This window comes from Vibrio sp. S/42/10, from assembly GCF_029890535.1.
In the GTDB taxonomy this organism is placed as follows: Bacteria; Pseudomonadota; Gammaproteobacteria; order Enterobacterales; family Vibrionaceae; genus Vibrio; species Vibrio cyclitrophicus.
On the sequence record NZ_JAKMZC010000012.1, the window covers coordinates 71,661 to 94,392 of the forward strand.

The 22,732-nt window shown below is 44.1% G+C and carries 19 protein-coding genes; 12 read left to right on the forward strand and 7 right to left on the reverse strand.

Annotated features, from left to right (window positions below):
- Position 1: 1 nt before the first annotated feature.
- Entirely contained in the window at positions 2-2,347 is a 2,346-nt protein-coding gene (locus L8S15_RS14150; RefSeq protein ID WP_010440873.1) for an AAA family ATPase, read from the reverse strand.
- Positions 2,348-2,808: 461 nt separating this feature from the next.
- Between L8S15_RS14150 and L8S15_RS14155 the strand changes: the two genes are divergently transcribed.
- Entirely contained in the window at positions 2,809-4,392 is a 1,584-nt protein-coding gene (locus L8S15_RS14155) for an ABC-F family ATPase (protein WP_010440871.1), read from the forward strand.
- Between the two features lie 175 nt (positions 4,393-4,567).
- On the opposite strand, the gene fdhD is transcribed toward L8S15_RS14155, so the two are convergent.
- A complete protein-coding gene (gene fdhD / locus L8S15_RS14160; RefSeq protein ID WP_010440869.1) occupies positions 4,568-5,413 on the reverse strand; it encodes a formate dehydrogenase accessory sulfurtransferase FdhD in 846 nt (281 codons plus the stop codon).
- A 353-nt stretch (positions 5,414-5,766) separates the two neighbouring features.
- Here fdhD and L8S15_RS14165 point away from each other — a divergent pair, with 353 nt between their 5' ends.
- The 11 genes from L8S15_RS14165 to cobB all read left to right on the forward strand — a co-directional run bounded on the left by L8S15_RS14165 (position 5,767) and on the right by cobB (position 17,371).
- Positions 5,767-6,231 (forward strand): DUF3305 domain-containing protein, encoded by a 465-nt coding sequence (locus L8S15_RS14165; protein ID WP_010440867.1) that lies wholly within the window; start codon positions 5,767-5,769, stop codon positions 6,229-6,231.
- Positions 6,221-6,892: a DUF3306 domain-containing protein gene (locus L8S15_RS14170; protein WP_010440866.1), complete on the forward strand. Its 672-nt coding sequence runs from the start codon at positions 6,221-6,223 to the stop codon at positions 6,890-6,892. The genes L8S15_RS14165 and L8S15_RS14170 overlap by 11 nt, the downstream gene beginning before the upstream one ends.
- Before the next feature lie 300 nt (positions 6,893-7,192).
- On the forward strand, positions 7,193-8,854 hold the full coding sequence (locus tag L8S15_RS14175; RefSeq protein WP_016797694.1) for a 4Fe-4S dicluster domain-containing protein: 1,662 nt from the start codon (positions 7,193-7,195) through the stop codon (positions 8,852-8,854).
- 9 nt (positions 8,855-8,863) lie between these two features.
- Positions 8,864-9,496 (forward strand): molecular chaperone TorD family protein, encoded by a 633-nt coding sequence (locus tag L8S15_RS14180; RefSeq protein ID WP_010440860.1) that lies wholly within the window; start codon positions 8,864-8,866, stop codon positions 9,494-9,496.
- A 76-nt stretch (positions 9,497-9,572) separates the two neighbouring features.
- On the forward strand, positions 9,573-9,773 hold the full coding sequence (locus L8S15_RS14185) for a twin-arginine translocation signal domain-containing protein (RefSeq protein WP_016768068.1): 201 nt from the start codon (positions 9,573-9,575) through the stop codon (positions 9,771-9,773).
- Between the two features lie 10 nt (positions 9,774-9,783).
- A complete protein-coding gene (locus tag L8S15_RS14190; RefSeq protein WP_016792532.1) occupies positions 9,784-12,639 on the forward strand; it encodes a formate dehydrogenase subunit alpha in 2,856 nt (951 codons plus the stop codon).
- 11 nt (positions 12,640-12,650) lie between these two features.
- On the forward strand, positions 12,651-13,259 hold the full coding sequence (fdh3B, locus tag L8S15_RS14195) for a formate dehydrogenase FDH3 subunit beta (protein ID WP_010440854.1): 609 nt from the start codon (positions 12,651-12,653) through the stop codon (positions 13,257-13,259).
- Positions 13,260-13,272: 13 nt separating this feature from the next.
- Positions 13,273-14,346 (forward strand): formate dehydrogenase subunit gamma, encoded by a 1,074-nt coding sequence (locus L8S15_RS14200; protein ID WP_016768065.1) that lies wholly within the window; start codon positions 13,273-13,275, stop codon positions 14,344-14,346.
- Positions 14,330-14,746, forward strand: a complete 417-nt coding sequence (locus L8S15_RS14205; protein ID WP_010440849.1) for a hypothetical protein — start codon at positions 14,330-14,332, stop codon at positions 14,744-14,746. Before L8S15_RS14200 ends, L8S15_RS14205 begins: the two co-directional genes overlap by 17 nt.
- 413 nt (positions 14,747-15,159) lie before the next feature.
- Positions 15,160-16,380: an ammonium transporter gene (locus tag L8S15_RS14210; RefSeq protein ID WP_193846651.1), complete on the forward strand. Its 1,221-nt coding sequence runs from the start codon at positions 15,160-15,162 to the stop codon at positions 16,378-16,380.
- A gap of 256 nt (positions 16,381-16,636) precedes the next feature.
- Positions 16,637-17,371 (forward strand): Sir2 family NAD+-dependent deacetylase, encoded by a 735-nt coding sequence (gene cobB / locus L8S15_RS14215; RefSeq protein ID WP_010440846.1) that lies wholly within the window; start codon positions 16,637-16,639, stop codon positions 17,369-17,371.
- Positions 17,372-17,465: 94 nt separating this feature from the next.
- Here cobB and L8S15_RS14220 read toward each other — a convergent pair whose 3' ends face one another.
- The 5 genes from L8S15_RS14220 to potA form a co-directional block, all read right to left on the reverse strand.
- Positions 17,466-18,503: an extracellular solute-binding protein gene (locus L8S15_RS14220; protein ID WP_016767212.1), complete on the reverse strand. Its 1,038-nt coding sequence runs from the start codon at positions 18,501-18,503 to the stop codon at positions 17,466-17,468.
- 219 nt (positions 18,504-18,722) lie between these two features.
- Positions 18,723-19,757, reverse strand: coding sequence for an extracellular solute-binding protein (locus tag L8S15_RS14225; protein ID WP_010440842.1), 1,035 nt, complete (start codon positions 19,755-19,757; stop codon positions 18,723-18,725).
- A 148-nt stretch (positions 19,758-19,905) separates the two neighbouring features.
- A complete protein-coding gene (gene potC / locus L8S15_RS14230; RefSeq protein WP_010440840.1) occupies positions 19,906-20,676 on the reverse strand; it encodes a spermidine/putrescine ABC transporter permease PotC in 771 nt (256 codons plus the stop codon).
- Positions 20,676-21,533 carry a spermidine/putrescine ABC transporter permease PotB gene (gene potB / locus L8S15_RS14235; RefSeq protein ID WP_016767210.1) on the reverse strand — a complete coding sequence of 286 codons (858 nt, stop codon included), beginning with the start codon at positions 21,531-21,533 and terminating at the stop codon, positions 20,676-20,678. Before potB ends, potC begins: the two co-directional genes overlap by 1 nt.
- Positions 21,517-22,632: a spermidine/putrescine ABC transporter ATP-binding protein PotA gene (gene potA, locus L8S15_RS14240; protein WP_010440836.1), complete on the reverse strand. Its 1,116-nt coding sequence runs from the start codon at positions 22,630-22,632 to the stop codon at positions 21,517-21,519. The genes potB and potA overlap by 17 nt, the downstream gene beginning before the upstream one ends.
- Positions 22,633-22,732 lie beyond the last annotated feature (100 nt).

Consider the following 22,732-nt stretch of genomic DNA (forward strand, 5'->3'; position numbering starts at 1 on the left):
TTCACTTCACCAATAAATGTTGACGGTCGAGAACGTTAGTAATGTGACGGAACCAGTGATCCGATATCTTAGCCTTGTCTTCATTCCAACCAATGTAACCGCGACTTTCGAAATAACGCAGAATCCCGGTAATCTCAGCAATACTCAACTGAGTACATTCAGACAGCACTTCTGGCGACGCGATTTCCAACTGCACGATAGAACGAAGCACAGCCAGCATAGGTTTAGGCATGTTTTCTAGCTCTTGAGCTTCTGGTACGTGGAACAAGCGTACCACGGCTTGATCTGTCTCTTTATTTCGATTCAGAGATAAACGGAAGAAGCGCAGGGCAACGGTAGGGTTACCATCGGAGTAATGCCATAGAATTCGATAAAACCCTTTACGAGCGCGTTCCTCTTCTGTCATGTCATCTTGATCCCACTGCTTAGGAACCACCAAGCCATCAAATGACAACGGCTTTTCTAACTCGTTGTTGATGCGACTCGTTAAAAGCTCACTCACTTGTTTTTCTGTCCAACGAGGAAGGAAGCAAACCAGGTCAAACAACAAGCGCTCACCACGAGCTCGATCAACAAAGCGCCAGCTTGATTTGGCAATCGACATGACTACACGGTGATTTTTTTTAGAACGACGAAGCAAGTTTGTTAGGCGGATAAGATCAGATAATCCGCCCACCATAGGCTTGACTAAGCGCTGTGCATTATCAATCGCAATAAGATAAGTGGTTTCGCTTTTACGTAGATGCGCCAAAATCTGAATCTCGGTGGCTTCCTCATCCAAACCAATACTCACTGCTAGATGGGCTAGGAACTCTTGGTACCCCGCATATGGGCAGCTTACGTAGACTGGTTCGGCATTTGACACCTTGTGCAGCAGGGTATAAAGCAGAGTCGTTGAGCCAACACCACGCTCGCCAGACACGATACAAATTGCAGGGCTATCTGACATGAGGTAGCGAGAAAGCTGTTTCACCTCGTCGCCGGCATAATCAATAAGCGTGCTGTCTATTGAACCCGGTAAAATGTATTCAAAGGTTTGGTCGCCTTTTATCCTCACTAAATTCTGTTGGTTCTTATCAAGGTCAGACTGTTTCGCCACTTCAATTCGAAACAAATAAGCTAAGGCTTGACTAAACAGAGTGTAGTTAGAAAGTAGAGCCATGATTCGATGCTGAAAGTTATAAACACTCAACCAAGCGATCCCCAGCGCTGTTGCAACAATATTAAGGAGAAAAGTGTCCTTACGGTTTACCGCCCAATTGACCCATACTGGTCGATCGGAGATGTGTTGTAATGTATCGAATACTTTTGCTCGCCATAATCGAAGAACTGAGATAGTAACCAACACAAACCAGAAAAACAGAACGCTGTATATCCAACTGTAGATCGTGCCTTTGCCCAGGGTTATGCTCGATATTTGCAGAATCACACCCGCAATAATGAAGCTCCACACATAACGGCGAATTGTTGATAGACGCAGAGCAATCACTTCTTGATTAGATGTGCGGCCTAAACGGTAAGCAAATTCGAGGATAAAGCTAATCGCAATCGAGCCACCAAGAATCCACCATGTGAAGATCTCAAGGAAAATCAGGTGTTGCAGGCTAGAGATGCTAGAAAGTACTCTCAATGAAAGTGTAATGGCAATTAGCCAAGCAATCGCTCGATCAGCGCGGCTGATATACCAAATCACGCGAACTAGGAAAGGAGGGTTCGTTTTCGCTTCAAGAAAGTTAATTCGAAACAACTCAATCAAGCGAGTGCTGTTGGCAAGCCACCACACTAAACCGAAGTAGATGAACAACACTTTTAACGACGCGCCAATCACAGGTACGGGCGAAATAAAGATATCGTTAACTAACGCCTTGAAGCTACGGATCTGAAAATAGACCAGATATTCAACGTTGAGCTTAGTCAGATCCCACTCTTGTTTAAACTGAGTTACCCCATAAGGGCCAAAACCTGTCAGGCGTTCTTTGTTTGCAGTGGTCGTCTGTTCAAGCAGGTGCTGCTTACTGACGTTCAAACTATTCAATGTCACGTAGCTTGACTCAACCGCAAACCACAGATCGACATTGTTGTTTTCTTTGTAGGCTAACAACTGCTGGTCAAATGTCGTGATTTGCTGATTTTGAACTCGAAGCACTTCAGCCAATAGAGTGTTGACTTTGCGTTTATCCAATTCATCCATAAACAAAGGATCGGGTAGGGCATTGATACGGTTGTCCAGATCTTTGACTGCGTTCGATACCTGAGGTTGTGATTGTAAGTCATATTCCAAGTTGGCATGACTGGGCCAAGAGAGCATGGCTAATAAAAGCAATAAGAAGCGCGATAGTGAACGCATAAAAATCTCTTAGAATTATGAGGTTAGGATTACTATAGTTAGTTAATCTTGCTTTGTGAAATCTAACCACTTTTCGGGGGCGAGTACTTTATTCCTGTTTCTTTCATCATTGTCATGAAATTGTCAGGGATTGGGCTAGTATTTGAGCAGTTAGCTATGTCGCTGGTTGCTAGGCTGAAAGCAGGTTCAACTATAACAATGCGCCATGCGATATATTCAATTATCAGCATTACATCAGTCGTAATATAAAACCCAATAACGACTGGTGTTCGCTACTTTGTTTATCTTGAAGAAAGACATTTTTTCTCTGCAAAATAGAAAATCAAAAGTGTGAGTCAGCTCAAACTATGATTTGGCAAGGTTATCACTCACTTAATGGTTAGTAATTGCAATCAATACTTGCAGTTAAAGCCCTGAACAAGTAACGTTGCGGCGTTTTTCACATTAAAAAGGTAACGGCATTGATCTCCACAGCAAATATCACCCAACAATTCGGCGCTAAGCCACTTTTCGAAAATATTTCAGTTAAGTTCGGCGAAGGCAACCGCTACGGTCTAATCGGCGCGAATGGCTGTGGTAAATCGACATTCATGAAGATCCTATCAGGTGAACTTGAGCCGACTGCCGGTAACGTAAGCTACGATCCAAATGAGCGCGTTGCAAAGCTAAACCAAGACCAATTCGCTTACGAAGAATTCACGGTAATCGACACGGTTATCATGGGTCACAAAGAGCTTTGGGCTATTAAACAAGAGCGTGACCGCATTTACTCTTTGCCAGAAATGAGCGAAGAAGACGGCATGAAAGTGGCTGACCTTGAAGTTCAGTTCGCTGAAATGGACGGCTACATGGCAGAAGCGAAAGCGGGTGAGCTTCTTCTTGCGGTAGGTATTGAAGAATCAATGCACTTCGGCCTGATGAGCGAAGTAGCACCGGGTTGGAAACTTCGTGTTCTATTGTCTCAAGTACTGTTTGCAGACCCGCATATCATGCTTCTTGACGAACCAACGAACAACTTGGACATGGACACCATCAAGTGGTTGGAAGATACGCTAAACCAACGTAACTGCACAATGATCATCATTTCGCACGACCGTCACTTCCTAAACTCTGTTTGTACACACATGGCTGACCTTGATTACGGCGAACTTCGTCTATTCCCAGGTAACTACGATGAGTACATGACGGCTGCGACTCAAGCTCGTGAGCGTCTACTGTCTGACAATGCTAAGAAGAAAGCACAAATCGCTGAACTTCAAACGTTCGTTTCTCGTTTCTCTGCTAACGCATCTAAAGCGAAACAAGCGACGTCTCGTGCTAAACAAATCGATAAAATTCAACTAGACGAAGTTAAAGCGTCTAGCCGTCAAAACCCATTCATCCGTTTCGAACAGTCAAAAGAGCTATTCCGTAACGCGCTTGTGGTTGAAAACCTATCTCAAGGTTTTGAAGAAGACCTATACAGCAAGTTCGATGCAATCTTCGAAGTTGGTGAGCGTGTTGCTATCATCGGTGAAAACGGTGTAGGTAAAACAACACTACTTAACACACTAGCTGGCGCTCTTGAGCCTCGCACTGGTGAGTACAAGTGGTCTGAAAACTCAAACATCGGTTACTACGCTCAAGATCATGCTCATGATTTCGAAGAAGACATGAACCTGTTTGATTGGATGAGTCAATGGCGCCAAGAAGGTGAAGACGAGCAGGTTGTTCGTGGTTTCCTAGGTCGTATGTTGTTTGGTCAAGATGACATTAAGAAATCTGTAAAGGTTATTTCTGGTGGTGAGCAAGGTCGTATGCTTCTTGGTAAGATTATGATGCATAAGCCAAACATCCTACTAATGGATGAACCAACAAACCACATGGATATGGAGTCTATCGAAGCGCTTAACTTGGCTCTTGAGAACTACAAAGGCACATTGTTCTTCGTATCTCACGACCGTGTATTTGTAGACTCGCTAGCGACCCGTGTTCTTGAAATCAAAGATGGCAAGATCAACGACTTCCGCGGTACATACGCTGAATTCTTGAAAGCTCGTGGCTAAGCATTAAGCTGACCTTAGTTTCCTACTCAGCAGGTGGGAAACTTGAAGCTTTAACTAAGAAAACGCCGTCATACTGAAAAGCATGACGGCGTTTTTGTATCTATATATTGTGAGCCACTAACTCTTCACATCAGAATTTCACATTAAAAGCAGTTAGTGAATCACCAAGTCAAACTCACGCTTTTTGTCCGGGTGCTGATTGTTCACCTTTCACATCAAAATCGATCTTGTCTGCACCGGTGAACACTTGGAAACGTAAACCTTTAGCACGAGCAATCGTTGTGATACCGAACTTCTGAGCCAAGTCTAAGCCCATTTGCGTTACGCCAGAGCGTGAGAGCAGAACAGGGATACCCATCTGCGCAACCTTAATCACCATCTCAGACGTTAAACGCCCTGTGGTATAGAAGATCTTATCTTCACCTGACTCTTTGTTAAGCCACATCTCACCAGCCAATGTATCAACGGCATTGTGTCGGCCAACATCTTCAACAAACGATAGAACCTTGTCGTCTTTGCAAACCGCACAACCGTGCACCGCGCCGGCTTTCTTGTAGGTATCATTATAATGAGTCAATGCTTCAAGCGCTGTGTAGATTTCAGATTGCTTGATCTTGTTTTGAGGCACTTGGTAATCTTCCAACTGCTTCATCACGTTGCCATACATGGTGCCCTGACCGCAGCCAGAGGTCACTGTTTTCTTCTTAAGCGCTTGCTCAAGTTGGCTCGTATCTTCTTTGGTAATAACCGCAGCAGAGCTGGTTTCCCAATCGATGATGATAGATTCAACCGCTTCGGGATCGGAAAGGAAGCTCTGGTTTTTCAAATAACCTAATACTAATGACTCAGGACGAGAGCCGAGTGTCATCAGGGTTACGATCTCTTTCCAGTTCAACATCACGGTAAGAGGGCGTTCGCAAGCGATCTGTTTAGTTAGTTTCTCACCATATTCGTCGAACACTTCAACTTCGATTGTCTGAAGTGGGTTTTCGCTGGTTTTTATTATGTTTGGTTTTACCACAATCACTTCCTACTTAATGAGATAGGTTTGTAACAAGGAGGTCTAGCACCGCTCTGTTAATTGATTCTTTAGTTCATACTTAAAGCAAATCTCATTCCAAAATAACGGGGATTGATGGAAACATGAAGCATTAGATTAAAATAGCGCAAAATATGAGAGTTCATCGTGTGGAGTTGTATGAAACAACCGCTATCAACTAACGTTATAGTGACAACTTGATGGCGGACGCTATAGATACGCTCTCGCAATTAATCCATATTGGCGTGTTTATTGCTTTATGGGGTGTATATGATTGCGCACAGTACAAAATGTCCAAAGTGCATTCAGACCAAAGAAAATCAATTGGGTGAAGTATGTCTGAGACAAAAGAATTCAAAGAACAATATGAAAAAACTGAAGCAGCTTGGCCAATCGGTGTCCAAAGAATAGAGAAAGAGATCAAAACAGGTATCTGGGTAACCACGCAATGGGAATTGACGGGATTTGAACTGTCGCCAGAATACGATACCCAAGACGTTTGTTTGCTTCAATTACATAAAGACGAGCGTACAGACTACCGTTTCAACCTAAGCTCTCAGCAACCTAAGCTATTCTTAGTGATGGATAACGTCGATTCTGGTGTTAAGCCTGTGATTCAGTTACTTACGGCATCACAAACCGTTGCAGGGCAATACATGGACGGTGACAACCAAGTACTTTCATACGACATTCCGTTGCCTGTACAAGCTTGGATGGAAGCGTTCATCGGTCGTCATGGCGAGTTATTAGAAGCAAGACGTAAAAAACGCAAAGGCGCGGGTCGATCAAATGGCAACTAACTTTTTTAGTCGTTGGTCTCAACGAAAGCTTGATGAATCTACTGACGAGTCTCAGGAAACAGAACAAACGCTTGAGATAACTGAATCTTCTTCTGAGATTTCGTCAGGTCAGTCAAATGCATCCTCTGAGATCGAACAAGTCGATACTGAAGCTTCTACTGAAACGACGTTGTCATCAGCAGGCGCTGAAGAGGCGACTGATGTTCAAGGTTTAGCGCCAGAAGAAGACGTTTCTGTTGCTCAATTATTGGTTTCAGAAGCATCAGAAAGCGTAAAAAAAGCGGCGTTGCGTAAATTATTCCTCTCAGAAGAGTTCAACGTTCGTGATGGTTTAGATGATTACGACGATGATTACAGTAATTTGAAGTCTCTTTCTGAAGGGGTTGCGGAAACCTTGCGTGATTGGGTTAAAGATAAAACAGAAGAAGAAACTACGCTAGAAGAAGAGCAAGTCATTGATAATAAAGATGAGGGTGACGTTTTAGAAGGTACTGAAAGCGATCTTGAGGTCTCTGACAATGAACTTGAAACGTCAGAAAGTGCCGAAATAGCCGAAGAAGAAAAAGAACTGTATAAAAACACAGTTCCCGATATTGGCGCTGCAATATCAGACGAAGCTGACCTGAAAAAAATGGGACAAAATATACCACACAAAGAATAGGTACATTTTGACTAAACACTCAATGAACCGCTTGCGACAAAATGTCCCAAGCGTTTTTTTTATTCTTAATTCAAATGATAATTACGCAAGAATTCACTCTAACCTATTGAAATGAAATGGATATTAAATTGGCATGGCATTTGCTAAATAACGTTTATTATCAACTTTTTTGTAGATAGCCTGAGTAAGATTGACTTGTTGAGCAATCTCAAACGGTTAAGCGATTACTCAGCAAGTTCTCGAACGCTAACTACAATGAAGGTTGAACAGATTATCCATGTCCAAAGATGGAACTGAGCAATGCTTAAACAATTATTAGAACAAGCAACTTCAAATAACGCTAAAGCAAGACTGTATGCCTTTGAAAATACAGTTGAGTTAACAAATCTGATTCCACCTACTGTTAGCTACGAAAGCGGCGGTAACACTCTTATTATTGGTCCAACTGCGATCATTGAAAGTGCTGCAGCTCAATTACCTCAATTGACGAGCCTAACCTTATTGTCAACAGACGGCGAGAAGGGCACAAACCCGGAACTGTACTTCGCGAATTCGGTTCAAGTATCCGGTTTCCTTGGTACGTTTGAAATCGTGATCGAAAGTAAAGGCACATCAAGCAATCTGGCGAAAGTCGCGATTAATCACGATTGTTTCGATGTTGTTCTGGACTTATGTCTGAATAGCTGCATGACAGAAGAAGTCCCTGTACCGGGTTATTACCCAGTAGGCCGCGGCTATCCAAAGCTGGCTGAAGCGTTAGAAGAGATTCCAACGTTAATGGGCACGTTTGATAAGCCTAAATTCTTCCGTTTAGACACAGATCTTTGCGCACACAGTTCACGTGGCGTTAAAGGCTGTGAGCGTTGTGTTGACGCTTGTCCTGCTGGCGCACTGTCGAGTGAAGGTTCAGATAAAACAGGTCACAAGATCGAGATTAACCCCTATCTATGTCAAGGCGTTGGGACTTGTGCAACAAGCTGTCCTACAGAAGCGATTACCTATGCGCTTCCAAATCCTGACGATACTCAAAAGTTCATTGAACGTACGCTAGCTAACTATGAGCAAGCGGGCGGTCTGGATCCTATCGTGCTTATCTGTAGCTCACGTCATGAAACCTACAATGTAATGGCGCTTAAAGCTCTGCCGGATAACGTGATTCCGGTTGTCGTCGAAGAACTGCCTTCTATTGGTGTCGATACGTGGTTTGCAGCTTTGGTTAATGGCGCGACTCAGGTTCTGTTTGCGGCTTCTCGCTTTATGCCAGAAACCATCATTCGTGTTCTGAATAACGAAGTCGGGATCGCTCAAGAGCTTCTTGACCAAATCGGTATTCCAAAAGAAACCATTGATATCCTTTATCTAGAATCGCTTCGCGAAGGTCCTCCGACATTGTGTGTGGATTCGTTTGACCTTGCACTTGGCGATCTTCAAGGCAATAAGCGTCAACGTTTGTTCACAGCACTTGATGCGATGTCTTCATCTCGTATTCCAGTTGAGAACATTGTTGAGCTTCCTTCGAATGCACCATACGGCACGGTTTCATGTGAAAGCAAAGATTGTACTTTGTGTATGAGTTGTGTGGCGGTGTGTCCAACACGTGCTCTGCATACCGACGGTGCGTCTCCATCGCTTAAGTTTGTAGAACAAGACTGTATTCAATGTGGTCTGTGTGAAAAGGCATGTCCTGAGAACGTACTTACTCTGACTCCTCGTATGAATTGGGTGAAAGAAGAACGTCAGAAGGCGGTTGTAATTCATGAAGAGAAAGCAGCGGAATGTTTACGTTGTCATAAGCCATTCGCACCACAGTCTATGATTGACATGCTACAGAACAAGTTACGCGGTCACTCTCATTTCTCGGATGAGACAGCAATTAATCGTATTGCGATGTGTGAAGACTGCCGTGTGGTAGACATGTTCGATTCAATGGCTCAAGACCCATTGAAACAATTGAAATACTAGGAGTTCGCCTTGGATACTCATTTAGATCAAGAACAGACACTAAGAACTGAAATCTATCTGGTTCTTTCTGCATTGTTTCGTAGCGCACCTTCTGAAGAGGTGATCGACTTTCTCAAGACGCTAGACATTGAAGCATCAGAAAGCGCGATGCAGAAGGCTTGGATTGCGATTCAACAAGCAGCAACCGAATCAAACCGCGAAGCATTAGAAGACGAATATCAAGACTTGTTCATTGGCATTGGTCGTGGGGAGATTGTTCCATTTGGGTCTTGGCATAGAACAGGATCGATGATGGAGAAACCATTAGCTGAGATCCGTCACGATCTTGAATTGCTTGGCATTGAGCGTGATGAGCAGGTTAAAGAGCCTGAAGATCATATCGCGGCTCTTTGTGAAGTAATGGCGATGCTAACCGATGAAGAAGACGCGTTACAACAAGCCGTTTTCAATAAACATATCGGTCCTTGGTTTAACTCATTTACACGTCAGCTTGAAGCAGCAGAGAGTGCCAACTTCTACAAATCTGCAGCTCAGCTATGTGAAGCATTCTTAACGTTGGAGCAGGTTCGTTTCAGCGTGAATACAAAAAGTAGTAAACACAAATTAAAGATTGATGTGAAAAACGTCACTGATTACGAGTAATCGAGCAGTACGCGATTATATCGATAGAGGGGCATGAAGCCTCCAAAAAGATCTACCGCAAGGTAAGGAAGCAATGATGAAAGATAATAAAGAAATAGATACAAGCCGTAGAGACTTACTCAAAGGTTTAACGACTGCAGCCGTTGCTGGTGCCGTTGTCGCTGGTACAACCAAAGTGGCAACCGCTTCAGAAACGGTTGAAATACCTGAAAAAGACGTGAAGAAGACGGGCTATCGTGAAACGCAACATATTCGCGATTACTACGACACACTTTAGGAGATAACGGATGAAATTTGTCAAACGCTCCGATAGTGTGAGCAAAGAAACGAATCAGCTAGGTGTGTCTCGTCGCGCCTTCATGAAAAACACTTCACTTGCTGCTGGTGGCGCGGTTGTAGGCGCAAGTCTATTCGCACCGGGCATGATGAAGAAAGCACAGGCTAAATCAGTCGATCCAGAAGCGAAAACAGAAGTAAAACGTACTATCTGTTCTCACTGCTCCGTAGGTTGTGGTATCTACGCTGAAGTTCAAAATGGTGTATGGACGGGTCAAGAGCCTGCTTTCGATCACCCATTTAACGCTGGTGGACACTGTGCGAAAGGTGCAGCACTACGTGAGCACGGCCACGGTGAACGTCGTCTTAAGTACCCAATGAAATTGGAAGGCGGTAAGTGGAAGAAGCTTTCCTGGGAACAAGCGATTGAAGAAATCGGCAACAAGGCGCTAGAACTGCGTAAGGAATCTGGCCCTGATTCGGTTTACTTCCTCGGCAGTGCAAAACACAGTAACGAGCAAGCTTACGCATTCCGTAAGATGGCGTCTTTGTGGGGAACAAACAACGTTGACCACCAAGCTCGTATTTGTCACTCAACCACAGTAGCCGGTGTTGCGAACACTTGGGGTTACGGTGCGATGACAAACTCGTTCAATGACATGCACAACTGTAAATCAATGCTATTCATTGGCTCGAACCCTGCAGAAGCTCACCCGGTTGCGATGCAACACATCCTGATCGCGAAAGAGAAGAACAACTGTAAAATCGTAGTTGCGGATCCTCGTCGTACGCGTACTGCTGCGAAATCTGATCACTATGTTTCTCTTCGCCCGGGTTCAGATGTTGCCTTCATTTGGGGCATCTTATGGCATGTATTTGGAAACCAATGGGAAGACAAAGAGTTTATTCGCCAACGTGTATTCGGTATGGAAGAAATCCGTGAAGAAGTGGCGAAATGGAACCCAGCAGAAGTTGAACGTGTGACAGGCGTAAGCGAAGAAGACGTTTACCAAACTGCGAAACTACTTTCTGAAAACCGCCCGGGGTGTATTGTTTGGTGTATGGGTGGTACTCAACATACTACTGGTAACAACAACACACGTGCTTACTGTGTCCTTGAGCTTGCGCTAGGTAACATCGGTAAATCAGGCGGCGGTGCAAACATTTTCCGTGGACACGATAACGTACAAGGCGCAACTGACCTTGGCGTACTGTCTGACACACTTCCAGGCTACTACGGCTTGTCTGAAGGTTCTTGGCGTCACTGGTCTAAAGTCTGGGAAGTTGACTTTGACTGGATCAAAGGACGCTTTGACGACAACGCATACGGCGGTCAAAAACCAATGAACAGTGCAGGTATTCCTGTATCTCGTTGGGTTGATGGTGTGCTTGAAGACAAAGACAAGATTCGCCAACGCGAAAACATCCGCGCCATGTTCTACTGGGGTCACGCGGTGAACTCTCAGACTCGTGGTCCAGAGATGAAGAAGGCGATGCAGAAGCTGGATATGATGGTTATTGTTGACCCATACCCAACAGTCGCGGCAGTAATGAACGATCGCTCCGACGGCGTTTACTTGCTTCCAGCAACCACTCAATTTGAAACCTACGGCAGTGTAACGGCGTCAAACCGTTCTCTACAGTGGCGTGACAAGGTTGTTGATCCTCTGTTCGAATCTAAACCTGACCACGAAATTATGTACCTTCTTTCTAAGAAGCTTGGTTTCTCTGATCAGTTGTTCAAAAACATCCGTGTTGAGAACAACCAACCACTGATTGAAGACATCACTCGTGAATTCAACAAGGGTATGTGGACAATCGGCTACACAGGTCAAAGCCCAGAACGTTTGAAAGAGCACCAACAAAACTGGCACACGTTCCACAAAACCACGCTTGCAGCAGAAGGCGGCCCAGCAAATGGCGAGACTTACGGTCTTCCGTGGCCATGTTGGGGCAACCCAGAAATGAAACACCCAGGTACGCACATCCTTTACGATACGTCTAAACCGGTAGCAGAGGGCGGCGGTAACTTCCGTACTCGTTTCGGTGTGGAGTTCGAAGGTCAAAGTATCTTGGCGGAAGACAGCTACTCGAAAGGCAGCGAAATCAAAGACGGTTACCCAGAATTCAGTGACAAACTTCTGAAGCAACTGGGTTGGTGGGACGATCTAACCGCAGAAGAGAAAGCTTCAGCGGAAGGTAAGAACTGGAAGACTGACGTTTCTGGTGGCATCCAACGTGTGGCTATCAAGCATGGTTGTATCCCGTTTGGTAATGCGAAAGCACGTGCAATTGTTTGGACATTCCCAGATCGCGTACCTCTACACCGTGAGCCACTTTACACACCACGTCGTGACCTTGTTGCTGATTACCCAACTTGGGATGACAAAGAAGCGATTTTCCGTGTACCTACGCTTTACAAGTCAATTCAAGACCAAGACAAGTCTGGTGAATACCCAATCATTCTGACTTCTGGTCGTCTGGTTGAGTACGAAGGTGGTGGTGAAGAAACACGTTCTAACCCTTGGCTAGCAGAACTTCAACAAGAGATGTTTGTTGAAGTGAACCCGAAAGACGCAAACGACATTGGCTTCAAAGATGGCGATGATGTTTGGGTTGAAGGTGCAGAGAAAGGCCGTATCAAGGTCAAAGCGATGGTGACTCGTCGTGTTAAACCGGGTTTAGCGTTCTTGCCGTTCCACTTCGGTGGTAAGTTCGAAGGCGAAGATTTGCGTTCTAAGTACCCTGAAGGCACTGATCCTTACGTTATTGGTGAATCAGCCAATACCGCAACCACATATGGTTACGACCCTGTCACGTTGATGCAGGAAACGAAAGTAACCCTTTGTAATATTCGTAAAGCGTAAGGAGTCTTAAAATGGCTAGAATGAAATTTCTTTGTGACACCAAACGTTGTATTGAATGTAACGGTTGTGTCACTGCATGTAAGAATGAAAATGATGATGCTCTGGAATGGGGTATTCAACGTCGCCGCGTTGTAACACTGAACGACGGTGAACCGGGTGAAAACTCTATCTCAGTAGCATGTATGCACTGTACTGATGCACCTTGTATGGCTGTGTGCCCAGCAGACTGTTTTGAACATACAGAAGACGGCATCGTACTTCACAATAAAGATCTGTGTATCGGTTGTGGTTACTGTTTGTTTGCTTGTCCGTTTGGCGCACCTCAATTCCCTAAACAGGAAGCATTTGGTGAGCGCGGTAAGATGGACAAATGTACCTTCTGTGCTGGCGGCCCAGAAACAGAGCCTGGTTCTGTGGAAGAGCGTCAGAAGTACGGTGCGAACCGTATTGCTGAAGGCAAACTGCCAATGTGTGCTTCGCTTTGTTCGACAAAAGCGCTGCTTGCCGGTGATGCTGAGCAAGTCTCTGATATCTTCCGTCAGCGTGTTGTAGAACGCGGTGCGAAAGGTGCTGGCTGGACAGACGGCAACGACCTTTCTTACGATGCGATGAAGAGCTAGTTAGGAGAGACATATGCTTACAATGTTTAAGCGTCTCTTCCTTGTTGTGCTGCCGATGTTGGCAGCACTAACAATGCTGTCTCCTTTGAGTCATGCATCTGAGACGAACTCATCACAAACTCAATCGAGCTCTGCTGAAAGAGAAATCACACAACTTGCTGGCGCTGATTTTTGGCGACAAGTAAGAAACGGTGAGGAAGGTTACACCACCTCTCAATCTGCTGAGCACGGTGTGTTGATCAGTACTCCAGGTCAAACGTGGTACATATTGAAAGAGAAGTGGATGTCGCCAGCCGGTGCTGTTGCTATCTTTGGCAGTATTGCTTTCGTTACTTTAATGTACGTTGTGATTGGCCCATTAATGCTAAGTGCGCCAAGAACGGGTCGTAAGATCAAACGTTGGTCTCGACTGGATCGTGCGTTGCACTGGAGCATGGCGTTTACTTTCTTAACTCTCGCGTTCAGTGGTTTGATGTTGGTTTACGGCAAGCACTTTTTGAAACCCTACATTCCAACTGACCTTTGGGGCTTTATCGTTCTATTGGCGAAGCAATACCACAACTACATCGGCCCGATTTTCTATGTGCTGTTGATGGCTGTTCTTATCAAGTGGTGGCGCAAGTCGATATTTAAAATGGTGGATGTCCAGTGGTTCATCAAACTGGGTGGTATGGTCGGGAAACATAAAGGTTCTCATCCATCGGCAGAATTCTCGAACGCGGGTGAAAAAGCGCTGTTTTGGCTGTTAATTGTGATGGGCAGTGTGGCGGCAATCAGTGGTTTGGTGTTGGATTTCCCAATATTCGGTCAAACACGCCGCCATATGGAACTTTCAAACCTTGTTCATATGATCGCCGCTCTTATCCTTATTTGTGGCTTTGTGTTCCACATTTATATCGGTTTGTTCGGTATGGAAGGCGCATTAGAAGGTATGGTAACAGGCGAAGTTGATGAAACCTGGGCTAAAGAGCACCATGACCTTTGGTACAAAGAAGTGATGGAACAAGAGAAAAACGGCGTTGAACAAAGCGCTAACGTAGCAACAGAGAAAACGGAAGGGGTGAATAAGAATGAACAAACCTCATAAGGGTATTTGGGTTGCTTACATCCTAAGCTGCTTTACACCATTTACTTGTCTTCTCTCTGGTGTGATTGCCATTATCTACGCGGGCTATCGTTTAGATAAAGGCGAAGACGGCGAAGTCGTGGATACCCATTACTACGGCTTGATTCGCTCGTTCTTCTTGAACCTGACGTTTTTTGTTGTGCTTATCGTCACGGTAGCGACCTCTAACGGCGTATTGATCGGTGTGAACGATTACTGGTATCAAAACCATATTATCGATGACATCGCTTACTACATTCCATATGTAGGCATGTTATTTGGTGGTGTGGCGATTGTGGTTTGGTTTATTCGTATGTATCAAGGCATGCAGCGTTTAAGTCAAAACCTACCGCAAAACCCGACAACAGGTCCAAACCTTTAAGCGTTTATATGTAAGTCGTTTGGGTTACCAAACTCGATAATAACTCCTTTGTCGATGAGTTAACTCTAATCAGCGAAAGACATTAAAAGCCCAGTGATTCATTTCTCTGGGCTTTTTGTCGTTTGGTCGCTAGGTAACTGATCTAATGCCCTACAATGACCGCATCAATATAGTGCAAATCCCTCAATTGGTGCAATCAGTTATCAAATATTTTCTCTTTCTGAGAACCAATAAAGTGCACTTTAGAAATTAACCACTAAAAATCAATAACTTAAAATCAAACTCTGTTGCACGTTTTTTGCGTAACCAAGTTGGAACGCATCTTGCGTTTACTGTTGAGTCTTTAATTAATTGCAGCATCAATTCGCACGAATCTAGTGCAATTGAGACAAAAGCTAAGGGAGAAAGCTTTAATGAGTCAAACGGTTACCCAAGTTAATAGCGCAGTAGAAAGCTTGACGCAGAGTTCAGACACTCTATTTCTATTATTAGGCGCGATCATGGTCTTCTTAATGCACGCAGGCTTTGCATTTTTGGAAGTTGGTACAGTAAGAAAGAAAAACCAAGTTAATGCATTAGTTAAAATCCTCTCTGATTTTGGCGTCTCTGCTATAGCTTACTTCTTTATCGGTTATTGGGTCGCTTACGGCGCGCATTTCTTTGCTGACGCAGAGACGTTATCGCAAGGCAATGGGTATGAGTTGGTTAAGTTCTTTTTCTTAATGACGTTTGCAGCCGCCATTCCTGCCATTGTTTCTGGTGGTATTGCAGAGCGTGCTCGTTTCTATCCAATCCTTATCGCAACTTTGTTTACCGTTGGTTTCGTTTACCCATTCTTCGAAGGCATCATCTGGAACGGCAATTTTGGTTTCCAAACTTGGCTAGAAAATCAGTTTGGTTATGGATTCCATGACTTCGCAGGCTCTGTTGTGGTTCACGGTGTTGGCGGTTGGATTGCATTGGTCGCAGTTTACTTCCTTGGCATGCGCAGAGGTCGAATCCGTGCAGGTAAGCACACCAACTTCGCGCCATCGAACATTCCATTCTTAGCGTTAGGTTCTTGGATTTTATGCGTAGGTTGGTTTGGCTTTAACGTGATGTCTGCTCAAGCTATTAATGGGATCAGTGGCCTAGTAGCGATGAACTCATTAATGGCAATGGTTGGCGGTATTCTTGCGGCTCTAGTCGCAGGTAAAAATGACCCAGGCTTCATCCATAATGGACCTTTGGCTGGCTTAGTCGCTATTTGTGCCGGTTCTGACTTAATGCACCCACTTGGCGCTTTAGTGACTGGCGGCGTGGCAGGCGCGCTGTTTGTTTACTTATTTACTTACATGCAAAACAAAACTCAGATTGATGATGTACTGGGTGTTTGGCCTCTACACGGCGTATGTGGCGCTTGGGGTGGCATTGCGGCAGGTATCTTCGGTCAGCAAGCATTCTGGGGGCTAGGGGGGGTGAGTTTCGCGTCTCAGGTTGTTGGTACATTAGCGGGTATCGCTGTTGCTCTGATTGGCGCTTTGATTGTTTATGGCGTACTTAGCAAAGTGACAGGTCTACGCTTGAGTGAAGAAGATGAATTCAACGGTGCTGACCTTTCAATTCATAAGATCTCATCGATCAACGAAGACTAACGTTGGTCACTTCGAAGATTCATAGACTCTTCGAATCAATATCAGTGAAAAAACTAAGCGGCTTCGGTCGCTTTTTTTGTGTCTGGTGAAAACAACTAAGAGTTTTAATAACAGAGCCAAATGATAGACAAGCGAGTTCTGTCACAAATAACTAATGAATTCAGTTGGCTAAGACTATGGTCTAATCCCTAAAACTATTGTTGGAATTTGAACAGTGCTAAGCTGTTACAAAGTGACATATTGAAAAGGACGTTATATGCATTTCCCATATCGAAATATCGTAATTCTTACTGGCGCCGGCATCTCTGCGGAATCAGGAATACAAACATTCCGAGCACAAGACGGATTATGGGAAAACCATAAAATCGAAGACGTTGCGACACCTGAAGGGTTCGAGAAAGATCCGGATTTGGTACAAGCGTTCTATAACAAGCGTCGTCACGGCCTGCAAAGCGAAAACATCCAACCAAATTCGGCCCATAAGGCGCTAGGCGAGCTTGAAGACAAACTTGATGGAAAAGTAACAATCATCACACAGAATATCGACAATCTGCACGAGAGAGGCGGTAGCAACAACATTATTCACATGCACGGTGAACTGCTTAAAGCGCGCTGCAGTGAGTCGAATCAGGTTATCGACCATAAAGACAACATCGAGACAGGCGAGCTTTGTCACTGCTGTCAGATTCCCGCACAGATGCGTCCACATATTGTTTGGTTTGGTGAAATGCCATTAAGAATGGGGGATATCTACTCGGCATTAGAAGAAGCAGACCTTTTTATCTCGATTGGTACATCTGGCGTCGTCTACCCAGCGGCAGGATTTGTACATGATGCGAAAATGCATGGTGCACATACAATAGAAATCAACCTTGAACCAAGTGCAGTAGAGAGTGAGTTTGAAGAGAAGCGTTACGGTAAGGCAAGCATTGAAGTGCCTAAACTGGTGGGTGAGTTATTATGTACAGAGAAGGGTTCTTTAACGGCCTAGGCCTTGTCTTTAATAAAGCACATCAGTTTCTTAATCTGAAAAAATAAAGCGGCTTACGCCGCTTTATTTACTTAACTGATTACCTAACAAAAACTTAGTTATTTACTTTAAGTTTTTGGAAATACTCGTCGTAGATAACGCTCGCTTCACCAACTTCATCTTGCCATACACCGTTATCCATTACTGACTGTGGTGGAAAAACGTTCTTATCTTCAGAAAATTCTTTCGGAAGAAGAGGGTAAGCTGTTTTAACTGGCGTTGGGTAACCGATCTCTAGAGCAATTTTCGCAGCGTTCTCTGGGCGAAGAAGGAAGTCGATCATCTTATGAGCCGCTTCAGTGTTCTTAGCACCTGCTGGAATTGCTAGGCTGTCCATCCAGAAGATAGCGCCTTTTTCTGGCCAGATAATGTCAATCGTTGCGCCTTCTTGGCGTGCCATGTAAGCAGAGCCATTCCAAAGCATACCAAGAGACACTTCACCAGCTAGGTAAGGGTTCGCTGGGAAATCTGAGTTAAATACCAATACGTTTGGCATTAGCTTACGAAGTTCTTCGTAGGCTTCTTTGATTTCTTCAGGGTTAGTCGTGTTTGGAGAGTAGCCCAGTTTAGATAGAGCGATATGGAAAACCTCACGAGAGTCATCCATCATCATCAATTGACCTTCCCACTGCGTATCCCACAGATCGCCCCAGTTTTTAACTGAAGACTTGTCTAGCATATCTGAGTTGATACCAATACCCGTTGCGCCCCAGATGTATGGGATCGAGTAGTTGTTGTTTGGGTCAAATGGCTTATCTAAGTAATTTGGATCCAAATCAGCAAAGTGGCTTAGCTTAGTTTTATCAAGCTCTTGAAGCATGCCTTCTTTACGCATCTTAGAAACGAAGTAAGTAGAAGGAACCACTAAGTCGTAACCCGTACCTTGAGTTTTTAACTTAGCGTACATGCTTTCGTTAGACTCATAAGTTGAGTAATAGACTTTGATGCCAGTCTCTTCTGTGAAGTCTTCTAAAACTTCATTTGGAATATATTCAGACCAGTTGTAAAAATACAGTTCTTGGTCAGCTGCGAAAGAGGGTGTAGAAAGTAAAGTAGCAGCACACAATGCGCCGGTATACAGTGTTTTTTTCATTACTGTTCCGTTCATTTGTTTGATTTGGAGCTGGGTAGTGAACCCAAAGTAAAAGGATTTCTAAAAATCGCGCTATATTATAGCAGTGATATAACAAAATAGGCAGCCTAAGCTGCCTGTTCATTGTTATTCTTCTTTTTAACTTATTGATTATCTAGGTTGGGTTGTTATGTAAACCAGTGGCTTACAACCAATTGGATAACGGCCAAACGAGTTAATTTACTGACCGGCTTTAAGCTTCATGAAGTAATCTTCGTACTTCACAGTCTTGTCGCCAACCGCAGCTTGCCATTCAACGCGGTCAAGGTCTTCTTGCGATGGGAACAGAGCCGGGCTGTCTTTGAACTTCTCATTAGACGCTTTAACGGCTGTTAGGTAGCCTGTATCACGAGAGATTTGCTCAGCAATTTCAGGGCGAAGTAGGAAGTCGATCATCTTATGAGCTGCTTCTACGTTTACCGCGCCAGAACTGATGGCAAAGTTATCAACCCAACCGATGCCACCTTCTTTAGGGAAAACCAATTGAATTGGTAGACCTTCGTTTTGCGCAGCAGCAGCAGAACCGTTCCACAGCATACCAAGACCCACTTCACCAGACATGTAAGGCGAGCCTGGGTTGTCTGAGTTAAATACTAGAACGTTTGGCATTAGCTTTTTTAGCTCAGCGTAGGCTTCGTCGATCTCTTTCTCGTTTGTTGTGTTACCAGAGTAACCTAACTTACGTAGCGCAATGTGGAACACTTCACGAGTGTCGTCCATCATCATCAGTTGACCTTCAAGCTCAGGCTTCCATAAATCAGCCCAGCTTTGGAAATCTTCTGGATCGTACATATCAGTGTTAACAGCTAGGCCCGTAATAGCGACAACATGTGGAATAGAGTAGTCGTTGTTCGGGTCATATGGCTTATCTAAGTAATTTGTATCTAGGTTCGCAAAATTGTTTAGCTTGGTTTTGTCGATCTTTTGAAGCATGCCTTCGTCGCGCATTTTAGACACGAAGTAAGTTGAAGGAACCACAAGGTCGTAACCTTTATTGTGCGTTTTCAATTTTGCGTACAAAGTTTCATTCGATTCGTAAGTCGAGTAAATCACTTTGATGCCAGTTTCATCAGTGAACTGTTCTAAGATCTCACTGTTGATGTAAGGTCCCCAGTTCATGAATACCAACTCTTTGTTATCTTTTGCAAACGATGGTGCAGATAACATTGAAAGCGCACATGCACTACCAGCTAATAGAGTAGCCCATTTTTTCATTGACGTTAGCTCCAAACTAAACGTTGCCCGAAGGCAGTAGATAGAAAAACAGAATGGCAATTTACCATTCTGTTTATTAATAACACTTTTGTTAAACTTCAAGTATCTTAACTTCTTATCAAGTCAGCCTTTGTATAGAGTAGGAGACTTACTTGATTTTCTCTCTTGCTAACAACTGGGAAATAATCACCAGTACTAACGACACCACTAACATCACTGTTGCTAGGGCGTTGACCTCAGGAGAGATACCCACTTTAACCATTGAGTAAATCTTCAGTGGTAATATTTCATAGGTTGGGCCAGTTACGAAAGAGCTTATGATCACATCGTCCAAAGACAGAGTGAAGCTCAATAACCAACCCGCAGCAACCGCTGGCTTAGCAAGTGGAAGGATGATCTGTTTTAGAATCGTCCACTCGCTTGCCCCTAAGTCTTTTGCGGCTTCTAGCATCTTCACATCAAAGCCATTCAAGCGACTGTAGACCGTTACCACAACGAACGGTAAACAGAAAGTAATGTGCGCTGCAAGTAGGGTAAAGAACCCAAGTTGTACACCCATTACCAAGAATAGCGCAAGAAGCGAAATCGCCATTACGATATCTGGTGACATCATCACGATGAACAACATGCCATTGACGATGCCTTTACCTTTAAACTGGTAACGGAATAGGGCAACCGCAGTTAGGCTCCCTACAATTGTGGCAGCTGTTGCTGAGAATACCGCTACGTTGATCGAGTGCCATGCTGCCTGCATTAGGCTGTCGTTGTTAATAAGCGCGTCATACCATTTAGTCGTGAAACCACCCCATTTCATACCAAACTTATTGGCATTAAACGAGTTAGCAATCAATACGACAATAGGTAGGTATAGAAAGGCGTATACCAGCGCCATAAAGCTGAACTTAACTGTGCGACCCATTAGTCTAGCTCCACTTTCTTGTTCAATAGCTTACCTGCTCGGTAGTAGGCATACAGCATCACAGCCATTGCCATGGTCAGTGCGATACTCGTCGCTGCGCCAAACGGCCAGTCTCGAGCGTTGAGCACCTGGCTCTTAATCACATTACCAATCAATAGGTTTTTAGCTCCGCCTAATAGGTCAGAGATGTAGAACATGCCTAACGCAGGAAGAAGTACTAATAAACAACCACCGATGATGCCTGGCATTGTCAAAGGAAGTACCACTTTCAATAGCGTTTGCAGTTTGTTCGCGCCTAAATCTTTCGCGGCTTCTAAATACGTATCATCCAGTTTTTCAATCGCTGAATACAACGGCAGAATCATAAACGGAAGTAGGATATACACCAAACCGATCATTACTGCTGTTTCTGAGTACATGATACGTAGCGGCTTATCGATAATGTCTAACGCTAACAAGCCTTTGTTTAAGACACCTTGCGTACCCAGTACAATCTTCAATCCGTATGTACGAATCAAAGAGTTAGTCCAGAATGGCACTATCACTAGGAACAACATGATCGGACGCCACTTCACAGGCATTTTTGCCACGATGTAAGCGAACGGGTAACCAACAATTAAACAAAGTAGGGTTGCGACAATTGCCATATAGAAAGAGTGCATTAACACTTTAAAATACAGCGGGTCAGCCAAACGCAAGTAGTTATCGAGAGTGAAAGTCATCTCGATCAAGTTTGCTTCATCACGAGTTAAAAAGCTCGTCCCGATGATCATGATGTTTGGAATCATCACGAACAAAACCAGCCACCCTGTAATTAAAGCAACAATCGCGCTTTGTAAATTAAACTTCTTGCTCATCTTCTAGTACCACTTCCCAGCTCTCAACCCAAGTTACTGCAACTTTTTGGCCCAGTGAGTGATCAACATCAGGGTCATCTTCGTTGAAGAATTCGCTAACCATGACACGCATACCAGATTCAAGTTCTACCACTGAATCTAGTGTCATTCCTTTATAGGTTCGCTCGACAATGTGGCCAACAATACCGCGTTGCTCCGACTCTTTGATTTCTTCGATACGAAGATCTTCAGGGCGAAGCAATACTTGCAGTTTTTGGCCCGGTGTTACGTCTTTATCGTGATAGATAATTGATTCTTCACCTTCGATTGTCGCAACAATGCGTTTTTCATCTTGACGAGATTTCGCTGTCGCTTCGAATACGTTAATTTCACCAATGAAACGAGCAACAAATAAGTTCTTAGGCTCTTCGTAAATTTCTCTTGGTGTTCCATCTTGTTCAATCACACCATCACGCATAACTATAATACGGTCTGACATGGACAACGCTTCTTCTTGGTCATGTGTTACAAAAATAAACGTGATACCAAGTTGGCGTTGCAGTTGCTTAAGTTCGATCTGCATTTGTTTACGAAGTTTGTAATCAAGAGCAGAAAGAGATTCGTCCAGTAAAAGAACTTTAGGCTTATTAACGACAGCACGAGCGATTGCGATACGTTGCTGTTGACCACCAGATAACTGGTGTGGCTTTCGTTGTGCCATTTGTTCTAAGCGCACCATTTTCAAAGCGTCCATTACGCGAGGTTCAATCTCGGTACTTGGAACTTTCTGCATGCGTAAGCCAAACGCCACATTGTCGAAAACGGTCATATGTGGGAATAGGGCATAGCTTTGGAATACAGTGTTAACATGCCTTTGTTCAGCAGGAACTTGTGTTACATTCTGATCAGCTAATAGTATTTGACCACTATCTGCCGTTTCAAAACCCGCAATCATTCTTAGTACGGTTGTTTTACCACAACCTGATGGGCCTAAGATCGTGAGAAACTCACCATGATTTACATTTAGATCAAGATTGCCGATGACTTCTTTGCCATCGAAACTTTTACTAATGCCAGTAAGCTGTACGACTGGCTTTCCTACTGATTTTTTAGCGTTCAACGTCTGTTTTTCTCCACCTTGGTTCTTTTTGAGACCTGTTGCTATACACTTTTAAGGCGCGCATCATAATCACCAAAAACGTGAATTCAAAGCCTTTTTT